Below are 18,944 nucleotides of genomic sequence, written 5' to 3'. Positions count from 1 at the left end.
AGGGGGCAGGGGGCAGGGGGCAGGGGGCAGGGGAGGCAGGGGGCAGGGGAGGCAGGGGAGGCAGGGGAGGGAAAACGGAGGGAAAACGGTGAATAAACAAGCAATCAAAGATCATAAAGATCAAAGATCATATTGTGCTAATTTAGCTGTTCGCGGAGGGTGTCGAAGACAGGCTGAAGTTGCCGAAACTCTCTCCCTGGATTGAATTTGCTGTCAAATGTAACTACATGGATGTAGAAATGGCAAGACAAGTTTATGCAAAGTACAACCAAGTTTTATCCGGTTTGGTGAATATGATTAATAATCTATCACCTTGGTTGCGAAATCACTAATCCTTTCCCTGCCTCCCCTGCCCCCTGCCTCCTGCCTCCTGCCCTCTGCCTCCTGCCTCCTGCCTCCTGCTATATCTTCTCACGTACTTGGCAACTGCTTTATTGTATTCAATTATTGAGGCTAAGTTTAAAATTATCAAGACGATTTTAATTATAATTAGGATAAATTATTAGTAATAACTGCTGCTAATTAAATAAAGACAAGGCTTTGGCAAAAATTTCTTCTTCTGCTCTTACCTGAAAAATAGATTTTACTAAGTTAATAAATTCTAAATCAGAGATATCGTCATTTTCTAAAATCTTACTAGCTGCATAACAACCTCCATCATCTAAATTGAACTCATTGGTAATTCCTGTTTGTAAGATAGGACTTTTATTATGCCAAGAAAGAGATTTACCCCGTAACGTGAATTGAAACCATGTAATTTCGTTATTGCTTAACTCAAAAAAAACATCAAAATAAGGTTCTCCTCCTTGAAACCAAATCCTTAAATTACCTTGTATTTGTGATTGTTTTAGCAGTTTTGGTTCAATTGCTCTTAATGATGCTCCTAGTGATGCAATTTCATTTTTATTGAAAATATGTTTTTTTTTGTTCATATAGCAGGAGATAGAAATCAGAATTTTGATTATTGTTTTAATATTTATTTTTAGGGTTACTCTATTTATTAATAAGGTTGGTATTTGAGATAAATAAAAGCTGAAGATTTTAAAGAGAATTTATTTTTTTATAAAAGATAAACTAAACTATAAAACTTGTTATTTTATTTTTATACCCTAATTTTCTATAACTATCTCCCCTGACTTGACATAAAGAATTTGGGAAGAATTTAACCATTGAGAATCAAAAGAACCTAAATGAGTGGTAGTTATTAACGTTTGAAATCGATCTTGAATGGCATCGAGTAATTGATTTTGACGGGATAGGTCTAATTCGGCTAAAACATCATCCAGTAAGAGTAAGGGTGGTTCTTTGACGACTTCTTCAATTAACTGTAGTTCTGCTAATTTTAAAGCTAAAACTAATGTTCGCTGTTGACCCTGGGAACCGTATTGACGAGCAGGTGTCTGGTTAATACTCAATTCTATTTCATCGCGGTGAGGTCCGACAAGGGTAGTTCCTCGGTGCAATTCTACAACGGATCGCTGTTGAATTTTATTCAAAAAGGCTTGTTGTACCTCTTCTCTAATAGCAGCGAGTCCAACAGAATCATTTTTTGAAAATGGTACATTGGGTAAATAGTTGATTTGCAGGGCTTCGGTGCTTCCACTAATACTAGCGTGCCAAGTAGCGGCGAGGGATGCCAGTTTGATTATAGCTCTGTTGCGTCTAATAATTACGGGTGTGCCAGCGATCGCTATTTGTGCATCCCAAATTGCTAATTCCGATTGTAGGGATTTGTCGTGTAATGTCTCTACATGGCGTTTTAAACAAGCGTTTCGCTGACGCAACACCTTATTATACTGCTGTAATATGTGACTATAGACTGGTTCGAGTTGAATTAACAGGGTATCTAACCAATTGCGACGAATTTCTGGGCTACCCCGTACCAGTTCTAAATCTAAGCTAGAAAACTCCACTGCATTAAGAATACCCAGAAAATCCATTTGTCGGCGTACAGTTTCGCCATTAATAGCCACAGTTCGACGGGTGTTTTGACGTAGTGTTAAGGTTAATTCACTTGTACCAGCAGAGCGTTCTAGGGTGGCGTTAATTTGGCCGATAGATTCACCGTTTTTAATTAAATCACGATCGCGTGCCATCCGGTGCGATCGCAATGTGGCTAATAATTCTACCGCTTCCAACAAATTAGATTTTCCTTGGGCATTATTACCTACCAATATTGTTTTAGCAGCGCTAAATTCAACTTTTTGGTCTTGGTAGTTACGAAAATTCCGTAGTTGTAGGGTTTTCAGGTACATAGGGGGCAGGGGAGGCAGGGGAGGAATAATTAATTTATCACCAATTACGAACACGGATTTAACGGATTACACAGATGACACGGATTTCAAGATTATCCAATTACCAGTTACCAATCACCCATGACCAATCACCCATTACCCAATTACACAGTCCTTTTACCCATAAAACGGAAGAAGAGTTTTTCACCTTCAATCCAGATAAACATTAAGGCGCTGAAACCGATACAAATTCCCAACTCTGATAAACTTAGTTCGTGAGTACCGAAGAAAGCTCGCAGGGGTGGAACGTAAATTAGCATTAGTTGTAAAATTGTGGTGACGACTACAGCCCCCAGGACAAAAAGATTAGAAAAGGGATCCATCTCGATGGTGAGTTGATTGTTAGAACGAATAGCGATCGCGTGACCCATTTGGGCAAGACATAATGTAGTAAAGACCATGGTTTTCCACGCTTCAGGATTTCCCTGGTATCCTACTGCATGGGTATGATTGTAAGCCCATGACATCAAGGCAATTGAAATGATAGCGAAAATAATACCAATGCGAATCATGTAAGAACCCAAACCCCTAGCAAAAATACTTTCATGGGGACTAAAGGGAGGACGGTTCATCACATCTGGTTCTGGGGGTTCTACAGCCAAGGCTAGGGCTGGTAAACCATCTGTTACCAAATTCATCCACAAAATTTGCAAAGGTGTGAGGGGAACGCCTCCTAAACCCATTAAAGGTGATGCAGCAATGGTGAGAACTTCCCCAATATTACTGCCTAAAATGTATTTAATAAAACGCCTAATATTGGTGTAAACAACCCGACCTTCCTTAGTGGCAGCAACTATGGTGGCGAAGTTGTCATCTAGTAATACCATATCACTGGCTTCCTTGCTCACATCTGTACCTGTGATGCCCATGGCGATACCAATATCGGCTTGTTTGAGGGCGGGGGCATCGTTGACACCATCGCCTGTCATAGCCACACATTTACCGCGACGTTGGAGAGATTGGACAATTCGCAGTTTGTGTTCTGGGGAAACTCTGGCGTAGATGCTGACAAGATCAACATTTTCGTCCAGTTCTTGGTCAGTCATGCGCTGTAATTCTTGACCAGTCAGGACTCTATCAGCTGCTTCGGCAATTCCCAAATCAATAGCGATCGCTTTTGCTGTTAATTGATGGTCGCCAGTAATCATCACCGGACGAATACCCGCTTGACGGCATTCTGCCACAGCCGCCCTCACCTCTGGCCGTGGTGCATCTAGCATTCCCACCAATCCCAACCAAACTAAATCTTGTTCATAAACTTCATCTTCACCTTCTGGCGGTACTTCTGTTAAGGGTTTATAAGCAAAACCTAATACTCGTAAACCTTGACTTGCTTTCTGGTCATTTTCTGCCAAAATTTGCTGGCGTTGTGCCTCGGTAATAGCAACGGAGTGATTGCCTAAATGAATTTTATTACAACGAGCCAAAGTTAATTCTGGTGAACCTTTGGTAAACATTAAATGACTTTCAAAGTCTAAAAAGCCTGTAATGGCGGGGTCAAGTCCTGTTAAAGCTGGTTCACCGTTAGCCACTTCTTCCACTTGACAAATCACACTCATGCGTTTGCGTTCAGAAGAAAAGGGAAACTCAGCCACACGGGGTAATTTACTATTCCATTGGTCTTTTTCAATGCCAGCCTTACCGGCCAATGTCACCAAAGCCCCTTCGGTGGGGTCGCCTAAAATAGCCCATTCACCCTTTTCTTTTTGCAGCACCGAGTCGTTACAAACGGCACAAGCTACAAGCAAAGCCGAGATTTCTGGATATTCATCAACAGCAACACTTTCATTATTTAACTGAAATTCCCCATTGGGAGCATAACCTTCACCCGTCACCCGAAAATTTTGTTCATTGGTGTAGACGGATTGCACCACCATTTTATTCTGAGTCAAAGTCCCGGTTTTATCAGAACAAATCGTAGTCACAGAACCCAGGGTTTCCACTGCTGGTAATTTGCGAATCAAAGCATGACGACGTACCATGCGCTGAGTCCCCAGCGCTAGAGTGACAGTGATCACCGCCGGTAAACCTTCAGGAACTACCGCCACCGCCATACTTAAAGAAACTTCCAAAAGTTCTTGGAATGTACTAAAACCTCTAGCTTGAATTGTACCACCAACCACCACGATCGCCACAAGAATCAAAGAACCGGAAACTAGAACATTGCCTAGTTGGGTCATGCGCTGTTGGAGGGGAGTCGGTTCGCTGTCCACAGACTGCAACATGGCAGCAATTTTGCCCAGTTCTGTTCCCATTCCGGTGTTGGTAACAAGCACCTTAGCGCGACCTTGGACTACTTCCGTGCCTTGAAAAACCACATTTAAGCGATCGCCCAGGGTAGTTTCTTCTGGTAAAATTAAAGTGGCTTGTTTATTTACAGCTTCCGCTTCACCCGTTAGAGCCGATTCCCGCACCTGTAAATTAGATTGTTCTATTAAGCGTCCATCAGCAGCTATTTGTACACCTGCTTCCAGTAGCATCACATCCCCAGGGACTATTTCCTTCGCGGCTACATCAGTTAGTTTACCAGCGCGGATCACTCGTACCAAAGGAGAAGAGAGTTTTTTCAAGGCGGCTAAAGCTTTTTCGGCACGGCTTTCTTGCACATAGCCCAGAACACCATTGAGGACAACAATCGCCATAATAGCGATCGTATCTTTAAATGGAACTTCTCCTACTTTCAAGCTACCTGCTTGCCAAGCCATCAAGTCTAAAACACCAGAAATGATCGCTACAGCAATCAACATCAATAACATGATGTTCGTGAACTGATCAAGCAAAATCTCCCAAGCACTGCGGCCACCGTGTTCCTCTAATTCATTCGGGCCGTATTTGTGCAACCTCTCTTGAATTTCTGGGGGTGTTAAGCCACTGTCTGCATTACTATCTAGCAGTTCTAGTGCTTTATCAACTTCTAAACTATGCCAAGCGGCGGCACCTTCAGGCAAAGAATGAGCAGACATGGTGTAAGTCACAGAAAATGGTTACAAAATCCGATCATAATTTAGTAAGGGACAGAAAACCATCAACTAAAATTACAAAGGGGATAGACAGAAAAGATAGAAAAGGCGAAAAAGGCTTTAGACAGGTTATTTATCCCAATTATCAAAAGTTGGGGCGCAGACTGTGGAATCAATAGACCTCTTGCATAAATACTTTGGTGTTGCCAAGAATATTCTTGAAAAGCTCACGCAAAGGCGCAAAGACGCAAAGAAGAATTTGAAAATCACGACTTTTGCAAGAAGTTTAATGGGGGATCTCAAATGTTACCATCAAAATAAAGCCAGTTTGGGAGGCAGAAGCATGAGCAACCCTGTAACAATTTTTGTAGAACAGTTAGTTGAACCTGCCGTATTTAGACTATTTGAAGAACGGGGCATTAATTTAACTCAGGTAGCATCGAGATTTCGCACTTATAAGCAAGGACTAGCGATGGAAATTGATATTTTAGCAAATAATGACAACGATGTGGTTGCCGTAGAATGTAAATCTCGCTTGTCTTATGATGATGTAAATGACTTTATTTCTAAATTACAACGCTTCAAATTAGCATTTCCTCAATATACTAACTTTAATGTATTTGGTGCGGTGGCAGGAATAGAAATTAATGACGGTATTGATGCCTATGCTGAAAAACGCGGGCTATATGTGATTAAACCCTCTGGTGATAGCGTGGAAATTATCAATGCTACAACTTTTCAAGCGATCGCTTGGTAGGTATTACTGCTAAAATAGTCCAATTCAGATTTAATTTAGGATAACTATAGCTATATGCTTAATCTATAGTAACTTTTGCACTGCCCTGTTTGACGGCTAACCAGATGTTTGGGACAAGAACAATCCGACCGCTTACCGCAGCTACCCTCTATGGTATTGCTTTCATCAAAGATAGACTAATTGCGATCGATACAACTAAAGGACATCTACTGGAAATTGATCCCATCACTGATAACAGTAGAATCCTTAACCCGCACCAAGTCAAGGAATTTAAAGAAGTTACGGGTTTATCCGTATGGGATGACACCTTATGGGTTACACGCAGTAACAGCGTTTACCTATGCAAGCTTGGCTCTTTAGGTTTAGAGCATTTTGTTACCCTACCTCACATTGCTGATGGTGTTGCAGTTTGGGAATCAACCGTTTATGTCAGTTGCCAAAGAATGGGCTGTATTTTGGTTTTTAACCGGGATACACGCAAAGAAATTACTAAATTTAACGCCCCTGGTGTGGGAATAGAAAATTTGGTGGTTAGTCAAGAAATTCTCTGGGTTTGCGATCGCACCGAGCAAACAGTCTACTCTATGGATAGGGCTACCGGAGAAATCCAATTCAGCATCCTCACCCCCTTTGCATCGCCCACAGGCATCGCCATACATAAAAATGACGATTCTAGTCAAGAAACTCTTTACATCGCCTACGCCTCAGAAGAACCCTATATTCGGGATAACCCCAATGCAGACCCCAGCCATGAGTTAACCTTCCGCGATAAAACTTTCATTCATCCCCTGTATTACCATTACGAGCCAGATAAACGCTACACCCTCTCCAATGGTTATCTGATCGAAATGTCCTATGTTGAAGAAATTTCTCCCCTAGATGAAGTTTATTTACCCAACGTAGAATGGCGTATCGCCCTCCCCTCGGAAACTGAACGCCAAAAACTCAAACAGGTTGAACCCATTGGACTACCCTTCACAGAAGAAATTATCGAAGGACAACGGGTAGCAGTCTTTAAATTTGATGCCCTTACCCCAGGCGAACGACACATATTTGGTTGGAAAGCACTTCTGGAAGTTTACGGTATTAAATATCGCCTCACACCTAGAGACGTAGAAAATCTGCCAGAACTACCATCAGAATTTCAAAATCGCTATTTAGTAGATGATGATGACTTAGCAATGGACAGCACCATTGTCCGTCGTGCTTCCCGTGAGGCAATTGGCTCAGAAACAAATATGTTACGAAAAATGTACAGTATTCGTAACTATGTCTATGATGAGTTATCTTATGGCATTAAACCCTATATTGACACTCCTGACATAGTGTTAGAACGTGGAGTTGGTTCCTGTGGCGAATATGTCGGTGTACTATTGGCACTGTGCCGTTTAAATGACATCCCCTGCCGCACTGTAGGTAGATATAAATGTCCCCCCAACCCAGAACATCAAGGTGTTCCTCTGCAACCTGATTTTAATCATGTTTGGCTAGAGTTCTACATACCGAATATCGGCTGGTTGCCAATGGAGTCAAATCCTGATGATCTCAGTGATGGAGGTCCCTATCCCACACGCTTTTTTATGGGTTTATGTTGGTATCATATTGAAATTGGCAAAGGTGTGACCTTTGAAACCTTGATCAGCGAAGGGACTCGCTTAACCAAAGAAGATATTCCTATTGGCGATTTGGCAATTAATCATATCCGTTTTACAATTCTTAAAGAATTACCGCCTTTTTAAAGGTGACAGGTGACAGGCAGGCAATAATCAACTAAATATACTTTTACCCCTTTCCTGCCCTTCTCCTGTCTCTATTTTCCCTTAACTTAATCAAAAAATTAATCTATGGGAAGAAAAGCTCATCTTAACTTGATAAAAATAAGTGCATTCACGTATTAAAATAATAGTTGTGATCTAAGTCACAGGTCAACATATTAAAGAATCACACTTTTAGAGTGGTTTTACAGTTGACATAAATGGAATTTTGTATGAAAACATACATATATACTTTTTTAAAACGGTAATGGAACGTGAACAATTGGAGCAGGCCACAGACCGCAAAATCTATAAACCCAATAACCGCCCAACCAAAACCTAGTGGTAGGCGAATGTCTAATTACAACTACTGTTACAACTGTTCTCCAGAAGAACACATAATATACCAGCATTTACTGGAATTGGTAAGGACAGAATCTCCTAGTTCAATGCTTGAGAGATTTCGTAACTTATTTATTAACGGGACAAATTATGCTGAACCAAACATTCTTTTAACTCTATATAAAGTTGTAGGGTCCGATAAAGCGCCCCAGGAGTTTAAATTTTTCCTTAATCGTTGCTGCCATATTTTAATTAACCACTGGCATATGCAACCCCAATCCCATTATGCTATTTTTAAATTAATTGGCTTATTTGATTTTTTACCAATTAGCTCAAGGGCAGGTAGTATACGTCATAGAGAGATTAGGCGTTTGCATGAACTGGTGAAGTTGTTTACTCAAGGTGAACAGTATTCAATTTTGCAACGTTTTACTCAAGTAGTAACTCAATCTCAAGACTCAAATACTAGCACCGATGGTAAACCCTTGGTAGCATTAATTCGTCGCTATCCTTACTTGTACGAACATTGTTTAATGGGTGAATATTCTACTTTTGAACAACAAGAAACAGTCAGGAACTTTCAGAAAGATGTGCAGAAAAAGTTTGAAATTGATTTATCGCAATATGTAACTTACAAAGTGCGTAACAGTCGGAATCTCAGAACATTTGGTACTTCTGATTCTAGTCAGGTTTTGCGGCCTGTGAATAATCCAACATTGTTAAGTGATAACGACCTTGATATGACCCTTAGACAATTTATTGGTAAATCTAGTAGTGGTTATACCCATCACGAATTAGCGCAACAGTTTTTGAGTTATACTAATCAGTCACCTAATTTTGGGGCTTTTAAAGATGATTTATATGAATATCTGATATCATCGGTTGATGCCCAGTATGGAAAGCGGCAATTTAATAAACGATTATATACTCATTTGCAAAATACATTACCACAAGCTAATTCTCAGCCACCGAGTGATTTTTTAATTGTCAGAACTTGTAGTCAGCTATTAAATTTTTTGGTTGTCCATAGTCAAGCATCACCCCAGCATTTTAATTTCCTGGATTTAATTAGCAATCAAGGAACTGTGATGACAATTGGTTTGGTGCTAAAGGTTGTGTTAATTTGCCGTAAAGTTAAGCCATATTTAGAAAACAGATTTGCTATTTTATTCAATCATTATGAATCTAATAACACCAGTGCTATTGGCTGGTTAGTCGGTTCATTAGAACAGTTAAATGTGGCATTAAGTATTCATTTTGGTCAACTTGATTTATCTTTTTTGAAGCAATTGTCTTAATACTCAAACTAATTTATATTTTTAATAATTGGCATCAGAGAAAAATTACTAGGTTTAGATTCAGCAAATTCACAAATAGAATTAAATGGGCAAAATCGGCAGTGATTACCGGGATTAGGTGGGAATATTTGACTAAAATTACTATTTTCTAATTGATATTTATGTAAATCTTCCTGATGTTTATGAGCTATATTAGCTAAATCAAATTCTAAAGATGTTAATTCATGATTATTAATAGTAATCAAATCAGACTTTTTACCAATTTCTAAATTATAAAACGAAGCAACGGCTGTTTTACCGGGATAAAGATAATGTGCTGCTAGTAAATAAACTAGGGCTTGTCTGCGGTCAAAGGCAGATTTACCCGTTTTAAAATCTAAAATATGTAAGGTGCTATCAGACTCGATAAAAACACAGTCCATAGCTGCATATAACCGAAAACAATAATCTTCCTGTTCAATAACTATGGGTTTGGGAAAGCCTTCATCTCCGGGGGTAAGTTGGAGAATGCGTTTACCCAATAGCAAGGGGGAATTATGGTATTTTTGCAAAATATGTAATACCCGTTGCTTGACCTGATCTGTGAAGTTGCTTAATTTTAGTAACTTAGCAACCTTATCTACTCCATCGGACTGATTTAAGAGATGTCGATGATGGTGGAACTCATACACGCCTTTTTGGGCTAAGATACCAATGCGCTGGGGTGGTGTGGCTTGGGCTAGGAGGGTTTTAACTTGTGGTTCGTGTTGCCGTGCTTTAATAAACCCGCGTCTCATCTGGCAATGCCAACGTTCTTGCCCTGTTGCGGGGGCAACTAATGACCAGAGGTGATAACTGACGAAAGGACGATCGGGGGTTGACATTGCTCTGACCCAGTGAGAGAAATTACCTTGGAGATACTTGCGGCTACACACGCTTTGGGGGATGCTTCCTAATAGTAACGATGATGCACGGAAGGAAGTTAAGCAAATGAGCGAACATCGCACCAATTCCAGTAAGATAAAATTTGGTACTGATGGATGGCGGGGGATTATTGCCGATGATTTTACTTTCCCGAATGTACGGAAGGTAACAAGGGCGATCGCCAGCTATCTGGAAACTGCTTACAGTAAAGATCGGCCGGTGCTGATCGCCTACGATACTCGGTTTTTAGCAGATGAGTTTGCCCGCACTTCTGCCGCAGTTTTGGTAGATTTGGGTTGGAATGTGATGATTACTGATCGGGATTGCCCTACTCCAGTAATTGCCTATAATGCCCGTCACCTAAATTCGGCGGGGGCGTTGATGTTTACAGCTAGTCACAATCCTGCACCCTACTGTGGAATTAAATATATCCCAGACTATGCGGGGCCTGCCACTCCAGAAATTACTGATACTATTGTGGCAAATATAGAAAGTGCTTCGGATGAGTTGCCGGGAAGCAATCCATCTGGTTCAATTTCTATTTTCGATCCCAAACCGGATTATTTGAATTTTATCTACACCTTGCTGGATGTGGAAAAAATCAAGGGGGCGAATTTAAAGGTCAAGTATGATGCCCTTTATTCTACCTCTCGCGGCTATTTGGATGAGGTGCTGCAAAATTGCGGCTGTCAGTTAGAAAGTTTCCACGATTGGCGAGATGTTCTGTTTGGGGGAGGAATGCCTGAACCCAAGGGTGAACAGTTGGTTGAGTTGGTGGAGGCCGTGAAGGCTGATCAGGCTGATTTGGGTTTGGCGACGGATGGAGATAGCGATCGCTTTGGCATTGTGGATGAGTTAGGTAATGTGTTAACACCCAATACGGTGTTGTTGCTTCTAGCACGGCATTTAATCAAAAACAAAGGCAAAACTGGGGCTATTGTCCGCACGGTGGCGACTACTCACCTATTGGATAATTTCGCTGCTAAATACGGCTTGCCAATTTATGAAACTGCTGTGGGTTTTAAATACATCGGTGAAAAGATGCGGGAAACTGCTGTTTTGATTGGTGGGGAAGAATCTGGCGGTTTGAGTGTGATTGGTCATATTCCTGAAAAGGATGGGGTTCTAGCCGATATGCTGGTGGCTGAGGCTATTGCTTATGAGGGTAAGCCTCTGAGTCAATTGGTGGAGGAAGCTATTCAAGAAGCTGATGGTCCTCTGTATAACAATCGTTTGGATTTACACCTGACGGAATCTCACAAAACTGCTGTGATTGATGCTTACACCCAAAATCCCCCTTCAGAAGTGGCGGGAATTAAGGTGAAGGAAGTAGGACGGAAGGATGGGGTTAAACTGTATTTAGAAGAGGGTAGCTGGGTGTTGCTGCGTCCTTCTGGTACAGAACCTCTGGTGAGGGTGTATATGGAAACTAACTCACCGGAAAAACTTAGCCTGATTGCTCAATTTATGGAGAGTGAAATTGCTAAGTTAGGATAGTTTTTGATCGGAACTATGTAGGGATGTTCTATGGAACGTCTCTACATCTGTGGGAAATTTATTTTTTAAGTTATGAAAAGTTTTATTAATTTATTCATATCTGTAGTTATAGCTGTTTGGGTGATAGCGATCGCTATTATTTCAGTTCAAAATGCCACCCCTGTATCTTTGCGGTTTTTGATTTTTCAATCTATACAAATTCCCTTTGGGTTGGTATTGGCTTTTGCTGCTGCTGTGGGTTTGGTTGGTACATCAGTTTTACAGTCTTTTTGGGGGTTGGGTGAGTCTCAATCTAGGCTTGATGAGGAGGCGGAGTTTTTTATTGATGATGAGGATTTTTAGGAGTTTTCTCACGAATGAAACCGCTAAGTAGTCGGACAAAATTAAATTCATTCGTTGAGAGAGGGAACAGGGAACAGGGAACAGGAAGAGAGTTTTGGGCGATTTTACTTTTCTTCACATACCTTTAAATTTTTCTGTTCATCTACTTAGGGTTTGCTGATAGCGTAGCGTGCCGTTAGGCATATAAACCAAAAACCTAGATATATCAACAGTTTTAGGCTGGAAAAGTTGGAGAAGGTGCAAGTAATAAGCGATGAAATCATCAAAAACTGTTCATTTACCCAGATTCGAGACTATTCTGATCTCCTTCTAATTCTTCCTTCTGACTCCTGACTCCTGACTCCTGACTTCTGACTCCTAGCCCTAACGAAAAGACTTTTATGCCTAACGGCACGCTACGCGAACAGCAAGCCCTACTTAGATATTCTAATTTAATATCAGAGTACATTGCTTTATCGACACCTTTTAAAAGCGGACATTGGGACAGTGATAGTTTTTTAGTTACTACTTGGCTACAGGTTTACGGGGGTTGATCATTGTAAGAATTGTTTTGCTTCCTTAGCGATCGCTTCTACTTGATCATCAACCAAAGTTGCTAAAATAGATTTTGCTTCGGCACCACCTAAATTGCCTAAAGCTTGTACAACTCGGTAACGCACCTGCCAATCTGCATTAGTCGCGTAGGGAATTAACAAGGGAACGGCTTGAAGATTTCCCAATTCACCGAGAGAACTAATCGCTGCTGTTTGAATTAATCCGTTATCGGAGTCCAAGGCCAATTTTAATAGTTCCAAGCCTCGCGGATCACCCAATGCTCCTAATGTGGCAATAATACTGAATTGTACCAGCCATTCGGGGCTGGAATGGTAAAGCTGTTCTAAGTCTTCAAAAGCTGCGTGTAATTTTAGCGCACCTAAACAGTCTGCGGCGGCTGCTTGTACGTCAGGTTCAGGATCTTTGAGTAGTTGACGTAAAAGATTTAACGATAATTCTAAATCCTGTGATCCTAGTGTATCCATCTGACTTACAGCCGAGTATCGGACACGGGCATTACTGTCACCAATGGCGATTTGCAGTAGTTCTAAGCCGATTTTCGGTTCTAGTTCCCGAATTTGATTAACTGCACGGAGGCGATCGCCCAAATTTTCCGAACTAAGTAGTTGCTTCACTGATTCTGGAGAAATAGTCATATTGGTAATTGGTGATTGGTAATTGGTGATTGGTAATTGGGGATTGGGGATTGGGGATTGGGGATTGGGGATTGGTAATAGGTAATAGGTAATAGGTAATAGGTAATAGGTAATAGGTAATAGGTAATAGGTAATAGGTAATAGGTAATAGGTAATAGGTAATAAAAGATTTATTCCTCCCCTGCTTCCCCTGCTTCCCCTGCTTCCCCTGCCCCCCTGCCCCTGCCTCCTGCCCCCTGCCTCCTGCCCCCTGCCCCCTGCCCCCTGCCTCTAATCTGCTGCCATTGAGCGAATTACATCACCACGGGTAAGGATGCCAATAACTTGTCCTGTAGTATCAAGCACTGGTAAGCGGTGAACGCTGCGATCGTGCATTACTGTCGCTGCGGCTTTTAAAGTTTTATCAGGAGAAATAGTCACAGGATTTTTACTCATGACTTCTCCCACGGTTTGCCCTAAAGCTTTGTGTAAATCCCGGTCATAGGTGGCAGGATTTTGTAAATAAATCACACTATCTAAAAACATGATATACGCTGGTGGAGTTACGCCAGTTTCTTGCCACATTAAGTCAGTTTCTGATATAATCCCCACCAATTTACCTTGATCATCCACTACAGGTAAACCACTGATACGTCGTTCTGCCAGAATTTGAATTGCTTCTTTCAGGGGAGTATTAGGACGGACAACCACGGGGTTATTGGTCATCACATCGGCCACAGTTTTAGACATTTTTTTACTAGCACCTTTTATTAAAGCCTTTTTAATTATTATAGAAAACTATGGCTGATCAGCTTGAAATTCGGTTATTACCGGAAACCCACCAAGGAATTTATTCCCTCCTGCCTCCCCTGCCCCCGGTCACTGAGCGTAGCCGAAGTGCTGCCTCCTGCCTTATCCACAATCACTGGTTAAAATTTAACATTACGAGTATTTATGCTTATTGAAACTCTTGATAATATTTAGCTATATTAAGGTTTGTGAATGTTATCCTAAAAACTGCCGGAAGGTAGATGACTTCACTAGAATTTAAACTGTGTCAAGTTACGGACAAGATTTGAAGACTACATCACCAATTCCGATAAAAATGCGATTAACTTGACATAGTAACACAGGTGTTCTGACTATCAGAGCAATATTACTCCGGGAAAGGTTGTTGTCAAATTGTATATATTCATCAGTTAGGTGAATACCCTCGTTAAGAAAGAGGATTAGCCATGAAGGTGTTTAGTAGTACTACCAAAAAGATTTTTTTAGCAAGCTGGGTATCGCTCAATCAAGAAGAGATACATGAAGCTGATGTAACCCAGTTACACCATTCTCATTCTTACTCTAATTTTGATGTTTTTAAACCTTTGCGGCGTTGGTTAGATAGTATCCAATTGAGCGATCGCCAATTAGCTCACCGTTTATGTAAACTAATTCCCGCTCAGTGTCCGTTTGAGCGTGATGTCATAGTATTTGGTAAAAAGCTGTTTCACATTCCCCCAATGTGTAAACTTAATCCCTTATACGAAGAATTGGTAAGCTTACGTTTTCGAGCAATGTGTTACCTAGCTGATGAATGCGGCGAAGATATTGGACAGTATTGTTAATAAGTGGGAGCAGGGAATCCCTACCCATGTAGAGACGTTCCATGGAACGTCTCTACTCCTTAACTGTCACCTGTTACTTGTTTTACTAACTTGCCATTTTTTAATAGCATCTTGAGCGTCTTGGTAAGCGGCTGTTGCTTCTGGAACTAAAGAAGCGGTGGCAATGGCATCTGTGAGTTTTCCTTGGGCGGCGCGTTTTTTGGCCAAATCGAAAATCTTTTCACTCCATTGATTAATAGATTTCTGGGCAATATCTGATCCTGGTTCTCCGGGTGATACTTTTTTAGCGACTTCAATAGCTCGATTGTAGGTTGATGCCTGTCCTGTTTGGATCAAAGAACTGGCTGCTTCTACAACAGTTTTGTTAGTTAAATATTGTTTAGCTTCTATTCGCCATTGTTTAATTGCGGTTTGAGATTGGGGATAAAGGGTTGAATTTTGGTTAATTAATTCAGCAGCAGCGATCGCACTTGGGTATTGTCGTTTTTTAGCCCGATCCCCGGCTAAATCTAAAATCATTTGACTCCAAATCTGAATATTTTCTTGAGCTTGTGAATAAAGTGGTTCGTTGGGTTTAATTTTGCTGACTTTAGCGATCGCTGTACTCAAATCACTAGCCTGTGTGGGTTGCAGAGACATTTTCTTTAATTCTGCCAATGCTTGGTTAGTTGGATTAGAGGGTGGGTTGGCGATCGCTGGTAAAGCTGGTATGGGCTTGGCAATTGGGCGATCGCTCGTACTGTTGTTGGTGCTGTTGGTTGGTAATTCTTTAAACCGGAAAATTGCTTGATTACGCAAAAGGAATGTGGCAACTAAACCAACTACGATCATGCTGCCACCACCCCACAATATAAATTGTTTCCAGACGGGAATCTTGTCTTGATGGGATTCAGAAACATGAAGTTTAGCCGCAGAGGGAATAAATCTGTTCCCTGTGTTTAGTTCTGGAGAAGTTGCCAAGACATGAGAAACAGATTTGCCGTTATTGGCGGACTTGTCACCCTTAGCAGATCGAGAGGGGTTGAGACGGGTTTCTACTGTTCCCCCTTGACTCCACCAGTCTTGGTCTGTGGTTTGCGGTTGGGAAGAAGTAGTTGGGAAAGGTGCAGCCGAACGACTAATGGCAAAGCTGTCTTCAGGAAAAATGACGGCTTCTGGTTCTAAGTTGTGATCTCCGGGTAAAATGGCTTGTTGTACCGATGGAATCACGATGACAGGGTTTTGGATTGGTCGCCAATGATGTTGACATAACTTTGGAGTCAGGGAACTGAGATAGGTTTCTAAATTGGCTAAGTTATTACCGTTACCAGAACGCAAAGCTTCTAATAAAGCGGCGGTAAAGAATCCATAACCGATTTCGCTACTTTCGTGGGAAAATTCCTCTGGTTGGCAAGAAAGAATGGCGGCCATTTGCAATTCTTGAGCAAGTTCGATGATTTCTTCACCCACGGGGGCATCTGCTTGAGTGCCAAAAGCGCGGTTGATGTCAAAGATCAGTAATACATTGAGTCCTGTCACTTGTAGACTTTGCATCAGCGATCGCACTTCTATCCCTGTTTCACAAACCTGTTCAGGGTTGCCTTCTATGGGCATTAAATAGTCTTTGTTCTGGTGATTAACGCCATAACCACTGAAAAAGAACCAGAGATTGTCTTCTGGCTGCCAAGATGTTGCTGCTAATTCTTCCAGCACTAAAAGGATATTTTCCTTGCTGGGATAGGATGATCTATCGCCAATTGGCGGTGTGGTGTTGGTCATCAGCAGACAGTTTTCGGAGGCAAAACCGGCTTCTGTGACTAAAAAATCTTTTAACGCTTCAGCATCTGTTTGAGCGCAACTTAGGGGTTGAAATAATTGATATTGATTGATGCCAATAGCGATCGCCCAGTAATTTCCCATCCCGCTATTTGTCTTTTATTGTTTGCTTACTATTACAGTTGGCCTTGCTAAATCAACAAAGCTAACCTATGTTTTATAGTCTAGGTGATATTCCAGCCTTGATCACAAAAACTGTAGTTTTTATTACGTTAATATTTTTTTAAGTTACTCGCAGGATTGAGAGGAGCTAGAGAATTATGGACAGGATTTACAAACAAGGATTATCAATTATGCACTTTTCTTCGATTATCCGCCAGATCAAGATCAATCGGTGGCAATTGTGGCTGTTATTAGCTATGCCTCTGTGGTTGACTACAGAAGCGATCGCCCCCCAAATTGTTCAAGCCTATACAGCTAGAGTGGACTTGACGATTGATCGGATTCCCAATGAAAATTATGAAACTATGCTACGACGTGCTGAAGCGGTAGCTAGAGCAGCAACTCAAAGGAGTTTTGACCAAGATATATTGGTGACAGAGGTTTCTATTATTGTTTCTGCCCAAAATTATGGAGCGATCGCCCCTGTTTTGTCTTTAGAGGTGAGTCGTCCCCAGTGGAAAAGTCGCCCTGATCCTCAACGTTGGGTGATTTATTTTAAAACTGCGCGATCGCTCCTATTATTTGACCAACAACCATCAACCACCAATGCGGCCACCCCAACTACAACACCCACAAATACATTACCAAACACAGTTGAGGATCTGCTAAATTCCATTTCTGCTCCTTCCAGCGATCCTTCTAGCGTTCTTAAAGATTTGCAACGCTTACAAGAACAGTTAGAACAACCCGTTAGAGACTAGATTATTTTTCTTCTCAAGATGACAAATGATCGCTTAGAATAGGAAGGTTGTCAAGAATCGCAATATAAGCTATCATGGCTGTTCCAAAGAAGAAAACATCTAAATCCAAACGAGATAAACGCCGCGCTACCTGGACACATAAAGCTGTAGTAGAAGCTCAAAAAGCTCTCTCCCTCGGTAAATCAATTTTGACAGGACGTTCTACATTCGTTTATCCCAAGGCTGAGGAAGAGGAAGAAGAATAATATCTCCCTCACAAATAAGCTAAAACCCACCTAATTTGAATATGAGGGCGGGCAGGGATGCCCACCCAATAAAAGTTAAATTTATTTTAGGCTATAGAATCCAGCTAAATTATATAGCGATCGCTCTGTAGTCCGATTTTTAATCAGCACTTCCTTTTCACCGTGAATATTGTACAATATAGTTGTACAACTTATTTAAAAAAGAGAATGTTAAACAAAGAAACCACTTACTCTCAAGCAAGGTTGAATTTAGCAACTATCTTAGATCAGGTGTGTGATCAACGGGAAATTGTAGTCATTAAACGTCGTAATGAGAAAAATGTCGCGTTAATTGCAGAAGATGAACTTTCCAGTTTATTAGAGTGTGTTTATTTATTAAGATCACCTGAAAATGCTAAACGTTTATTTCGAGCTTTAGAATGGACACAAACAGCAATGGAAACTCCTCAAACATTGGCTGAATTAAAAGAGGAGTTAGGAATTGAGTAGTAAGAAAAAAAAGCCGGATACTCATAATGAAGAAAAAGAATTATCTGGGTATTTTCCGGTTTTCAGTCCTGATTTTAAAGCAGATTTGGCTTGGTGGTATAATCATGATAGAAAAAAAGGGGATAAGATATTAGATTTAGTAGCGGATATTCTTGATGGTCAACCGTTTACAGGCTTAGGTAAACCTGAACCTCTTAAATATATTGCTCCTGATACTTGGTCACGACGCATTGATTTAGAACATCGTTTGGTTTATAAAGTAACACAAAATAAAGTTTATTTTTTACAAGCTCGTTATCATTATGAATCAGATTAAAATCGTAAATCTATTTAGGGCTTGCTGAAAAAGTCTTTCCGTTAGGGCTAGGAGTCAGAAGTCAGGAGTCAGGAGTCAGGAGGAAGAATTAGAAGGAGATCAGAATATTCTCAAATCTGGGTAAATGAACGGTTTTTGATGATTCATCGCTTATTTCTTGCACCTTCTCCTACTTTTTTCAGCCTGAAATTGTTGATATATCTAGGTTTTTGGTTTATTCAGCAAACCCTATTTATTCCTTGACGGGTGTAGAAGCCAACAGATGAGCTATTTTTAACTTCAGTTGA

At 40.9% G+C, this 18,944-nt stretch carries 18 protein-coding genes; 11 read left to right on the top strand and 7 right to left on the bottom strand.

The features are described from left to right. The first annotated feature begins 179 nt into the window (after positions 1–179). The gene (locus VB711_RS02655; protein WP_323284140.1) at positions 180–332 is read left to right on the top strand and encodes a hypothetical protein; all 153 of its coding nucleotides are present in this window, start codon (positions 180–182) and stop codon (positions 330–332) included. 186 nt (positions 333–518) lie between these two features. On the opposite strand, the gene VB711_RS02650 is transcribed toward VB711_RS02655, so the two are convergent. From VB711_RS02650 to VB711_RS02640, 3 genes are all read right to left on the bottom strand, one after another. Then, positions 519–932, bottom strand: a complete 414-nt coding sequence (locus tag VB711_RS02650) for a hypothetical protein (protein WP_323284139.1) — start codon at positions 930–932, stop codon at positions 519–521. A 177-nt stretch (positions 933–1,109) separates the two neighbouring features. After that, positions 1,110–2,255: a DNA replication/repair protein RecF gene (gene recF / locus VB711_RS02645; protein WP_323284138.1), complete on the bottom strand. Its 1,146-nt coding sequence runs from the start codon at positions 2,253–2,255 to the stop codon at positions 1,110–1,112. 143 nt (positions 2,256–2,398) lie between these two features. Then, a complete protein-coding gene (locus tag VB711_RS02640) occupies positions 2,399–5,257 on the bottom strand; it encodes a cation-translocating P-type ATPase (protein ID WP_323284137.1) in 2,859 nt (952 codons plus the stop codon). Positions 5,258–5,597: 340 nt separating this feature from the next. On the opposite strand from VB711_RS02640, the gene VB711_RS02635 reads away from it, so the two are divergent. From VB711_RS02635 to VB711_RS02625, 3 genes are all read left to right on the top strand, one after another. Then, a complete protein-coding gene (locus VB711_RS02635; RefSeq protein ID WP_323284136.1) occupies positions 5,598–6,011 on the top strand; it encodes a DUF3782 domain-containing protein in 414 nt (137 codons plus the stop codon). A 104-nt stretch (positions 6,012–6,115) separates the two neighbouring features. Further along, complete coding sequence (locus tag VB711_RS02630; protein WP_323284135.1) at positions 6,116–7,750, top strand: transglutaminase family protein; 1,635 nt, start codon at positions 6,116–6,118, stop codon at positions 7,748–7,750. Positions 7,751–8,118: 368 nt separating this feature from the next. Beyond that, entirely contained in the window at positions 8,119–9,405 is a 1,287-nt protein-coding gene (locus tag VB711_RS02625; protein WP_323284134.1) for a hypothetical protein, read from the top strand. A gap of 8 nt (positions 9,406–9,413) precedes the next feature. Here the strand turns inward: VB711_RS02625 and VB711_RS02620 are convergent, their stop codons facing one another. Continuing rightward, complete coding sequence (locus VB711_RS02620) at positions 9,414–10,268, bottom strand: PD-(D/E)XK nuclease family protein (RefSeq protein ID WP_323284133.1); 855 nt, start codon at positions 10,266–10,268, stop codon at positions 9,414–9,416. A 106-nt stretch (positions 10,269–10,374) separates the two neighbouring features. Here VB711_RS02620 and VB711_RS02615 point away from each other — a divergent pair, with 106 nt between their 5' ends. Further along, on the top strand, positions 10,375–11,805 hold the full coding sequence (locus tag VB711_RS02615) for a phosphoglucomutase/phosphomannomutase family protein (protein ID WP_323284260.1): 1,431 nt from the start codon (positions 10,375–10,377) through the stop codon (positions 11,803–11,805). 72 nt (positions 11,806–11,877) lie between these two features. After that, complete coding sequence (locus VB711_RS02610) at positions 11,878–12,147, top strand: LapA family protein (protein ID WP_323284132.1); 270 nt, start codon at positions 11,878–11,880, stop codon at positions 12,145–12,147. A gap of 533 nt (positions 12,148–12,680) precedes the next feature. Here VB711_RS02610 and nblB read toward each other — a convergent pair. Further along, positions 12,681–13,337: a phycobilisome degradation protein NblB gene (gene nblB / locus VB711_RS02605; RefSeq protein ID WP_323284131.1), complete on the bottom strand. Its 657-nt coding sequence runs from the start codon at positions 13,335–13,337 to the stop codon at positions 12,681–12,683. A gap of 270 nt (positions 13,338–13,607) precedes the next feature. Continuing rightward, positions 13,608–14,066 carry a CBS domain-containing protein gene (locus VB711_RS02600; RefSeq protein ID WP_323284129.1) on the bottom strand — a complete coding sequence of 153 codons (459 nt, stop codon included), beginning with the start codon at positions 14,064–14,066 and terminating at the stop codon, positions 13,608–13,610. A gap of 485 nt (positions 14,067–14,551) precedes the next feature. On the opposite strand from VB711_RS02600, the gene VB711_RS02595 reads away from it, so the two are divergent. Further along, positions 14,552–14,929: a Mo-dependent nitrogenase C-terminal domain-containing protein gene (locus VB711_RS02595; protein ID WP_323284128.1), complete on the top strand. Its 378-nt coding sequence runs from the start codon at positions 14,552–14,554 to the stop codon at positions 14,927–14,929. Positions 14,930–14,995: 66 nt separating this feature from the next. Here the strand turns inward: VB711_RS02595 and VB711_RS02590 are convergent, their stop codons facing one another. Further along, positions 14,996–16,828 carry a caspase family protein gene (locus tag VB711_RS02590; protein WP_323284126.1) on the bottom strand — a complete coding sequence of 611 codons (1,833 nt, stop codon included), beginning with the start codon at positions 16,826–16,828 and terminating at the stop codon, positions 14,996–14,998. Positions 16,829–17,004: 176 nt separating this feature from the next. On the opposite strand from VB711_RS02590, the gene VB711_RS02585 reads away from it, so the two are divergent. The 4 genes from VB711_RS02585 to VB711_RS02570 all read left to right on the top strand — a co-directional run bounded on the left by VB711_RS02585 (position 17,005) and on the right by VB711_RS02570 (position 18,657). Further along, positions 17,005–17,607 carry a hypothetical protein gene (locus VB711_RS02585; protein ID WP_323284124.1) on the top strand — a complete coding sequence of 201 codons (603 nt, stop codon included), beginning with the start codon at positions 17,005–17,007 and terminating at the stop codon, positions 17,605–17,607. Positions 17,608–17,681: 74 nt separating this feature from the next. Continuing rightward, complete coding sequence (gene rpmF, locus VB711_RS02580; protein ID WP_323284123.1) at positions 17,682–17,852, top strand: 50S ribosomal protein L32; 171 nt, start codon at positions 17,682–17,684, stop codon at positions 17,850–17,852. Positions 17,853–18,059: 207 nt separating this feature from the next. Continuing rightward, a complete protein-coding gene (locus tag VB711_RS02575; RefSeq protein WP_040553935.1) occupies positions 18,060–18,341 on the top strand; it encodes a type II toxin-antitoxin system Phd/YefM family antitoxin in 282 nt (93 codons plus the stop codon). Next, positions 18,334–18,657 carry a Txe/YoeB family addiction module toxin gene (locus VB711_RS02570; RefSeq protein ID WP_079290402.1) on the top strand — a complete coding sequence of 108 codons (324 nt, stop codon included), beginning with the start codon at positions 18,334–18,336 and terminating at the stop codon, positions 18,655–18,657. Before VB711_RS02575 ends, VB711_RS02570 begins: the two co-directional genes overlap by 8 nt. Positions 18,658–18,944: the final 287 nt, after the last annotated feature.

Source organism: Cronbergia sp. UHCC 0137 (assembly GCF_034932285.1).
Lineage (GTDB): Bacteria > Cyanobacteriota > Cyanobacteriia > Cyanobacteriales > Nostocaceae > Cronbergia.
Note: the sequence above shows the minus strand (reverse complement) of the source record. Positions and strands in the feature narration are given on the sequence as shown.

Coding starts and splice junctions, on each gene's coding strand:
- VB711_RS02575 (WP_040553935.1), top strand. CDS start 18,060: ATGTTAAACAAAGAAACCACTTACTCTCAAGCAAGGTTGAATTTAGCA.
- rpmF (WP_323284123.1), top strand. CDS start 17,682: ATGGCTGTTCCAAAGAAGAAAACATCTAAATCCAAACGAGATAAACGC.
- VB711_RS02625 (WP_323284134.1), top strand. CDS start 8,119: ATGTCTAATTACAACTACTGTTACAACTGTTCTCCAGAAGAACACATA.
- VB711_RS02610 (WP_323284132.1), top strand. CDS start 11,878: ATGAAAAGTTTTATTAATTTATTCATATCTGTAGTTATAGCTGTTTGG.
- VB711_RS02620 (WP_323284133.1), bottom strand. CDS start 10,268: ATGTCAACCCCCGATCGTCCTTTCGTCAGTTATCACCTCTGGTCATTA.
- recF (WP_323284138.1), bottom strand. CDS start 2,255: ATGTACCTGAAAACCCTACAACTACGGAATTTTCGTAACTACCAAGAC.
- VB711_RS02600 (WP_323284129.1), bottom strand. CDS start 14,066: ATGTCTAAAACTGTGGCCGATGTGATGACCAATAACCCCGTGGTTGTC.
- nblB (WP_323284131.1), bottom strand. CDS start 13,337: ATGACTATTTCTCCAGAATCAGTGAAGCAACTACTTAGTTCGGAAAAT.
- VB711_RS02635 (WP_323284136.1), top strand. CDS start 5,598: ATGAGCAACCCTGTAACAATTTTTGTAGAACAGTTAGTTGAACCTGCC.
- VB711_RS02640 (WP_323284137.1), bottom strand. CDS start 5,257: ATGTCTGCTCATTCTTTGCCTGAAGGTGCCGCCGCTTGGCATAGTTTA.
- VB711_RS02585 (WP_323284124.1), top strand. CDS start 17,005: ATGGACAGGATTTACAAACAAGGATTATCAATTATGCACTTTTCTTCG.
- VB711_RS02590 (WP_323284126.1), bottom strand. CDS start 16,828: ATGGGAAATTACTGGGCGATCGCTATTGGCATCAATCAATATCAATTA.
- VB711_RS02595 (WP_323284128.1), top strand. CDS start 14,552: ATGAAGGTGTTTAGTAGTACTACCAAAAAGATTTTTTTAGCAAGCTGG.
- VB711_RS02615 (WP_323284260.1), top strand. CDS start 10,375: ATGAGCGAACATCGCACCAATTCCAGTAAGATAAAATTTGGTACTGAT.
- VB711_RS02630 (WP_323284135.1), top strand. CDS start 6,116: ATGTTTGGGACAAGAACAATCCGACCGCTTACCGCAGCTACCCTCTAT.
- VB711_RS02650 (WP_323284139.1), bottom strand. CDS start 932: ATGAACAAAAAAAAACATATTTTCAATAAAAATGAAATTGCATCACTA.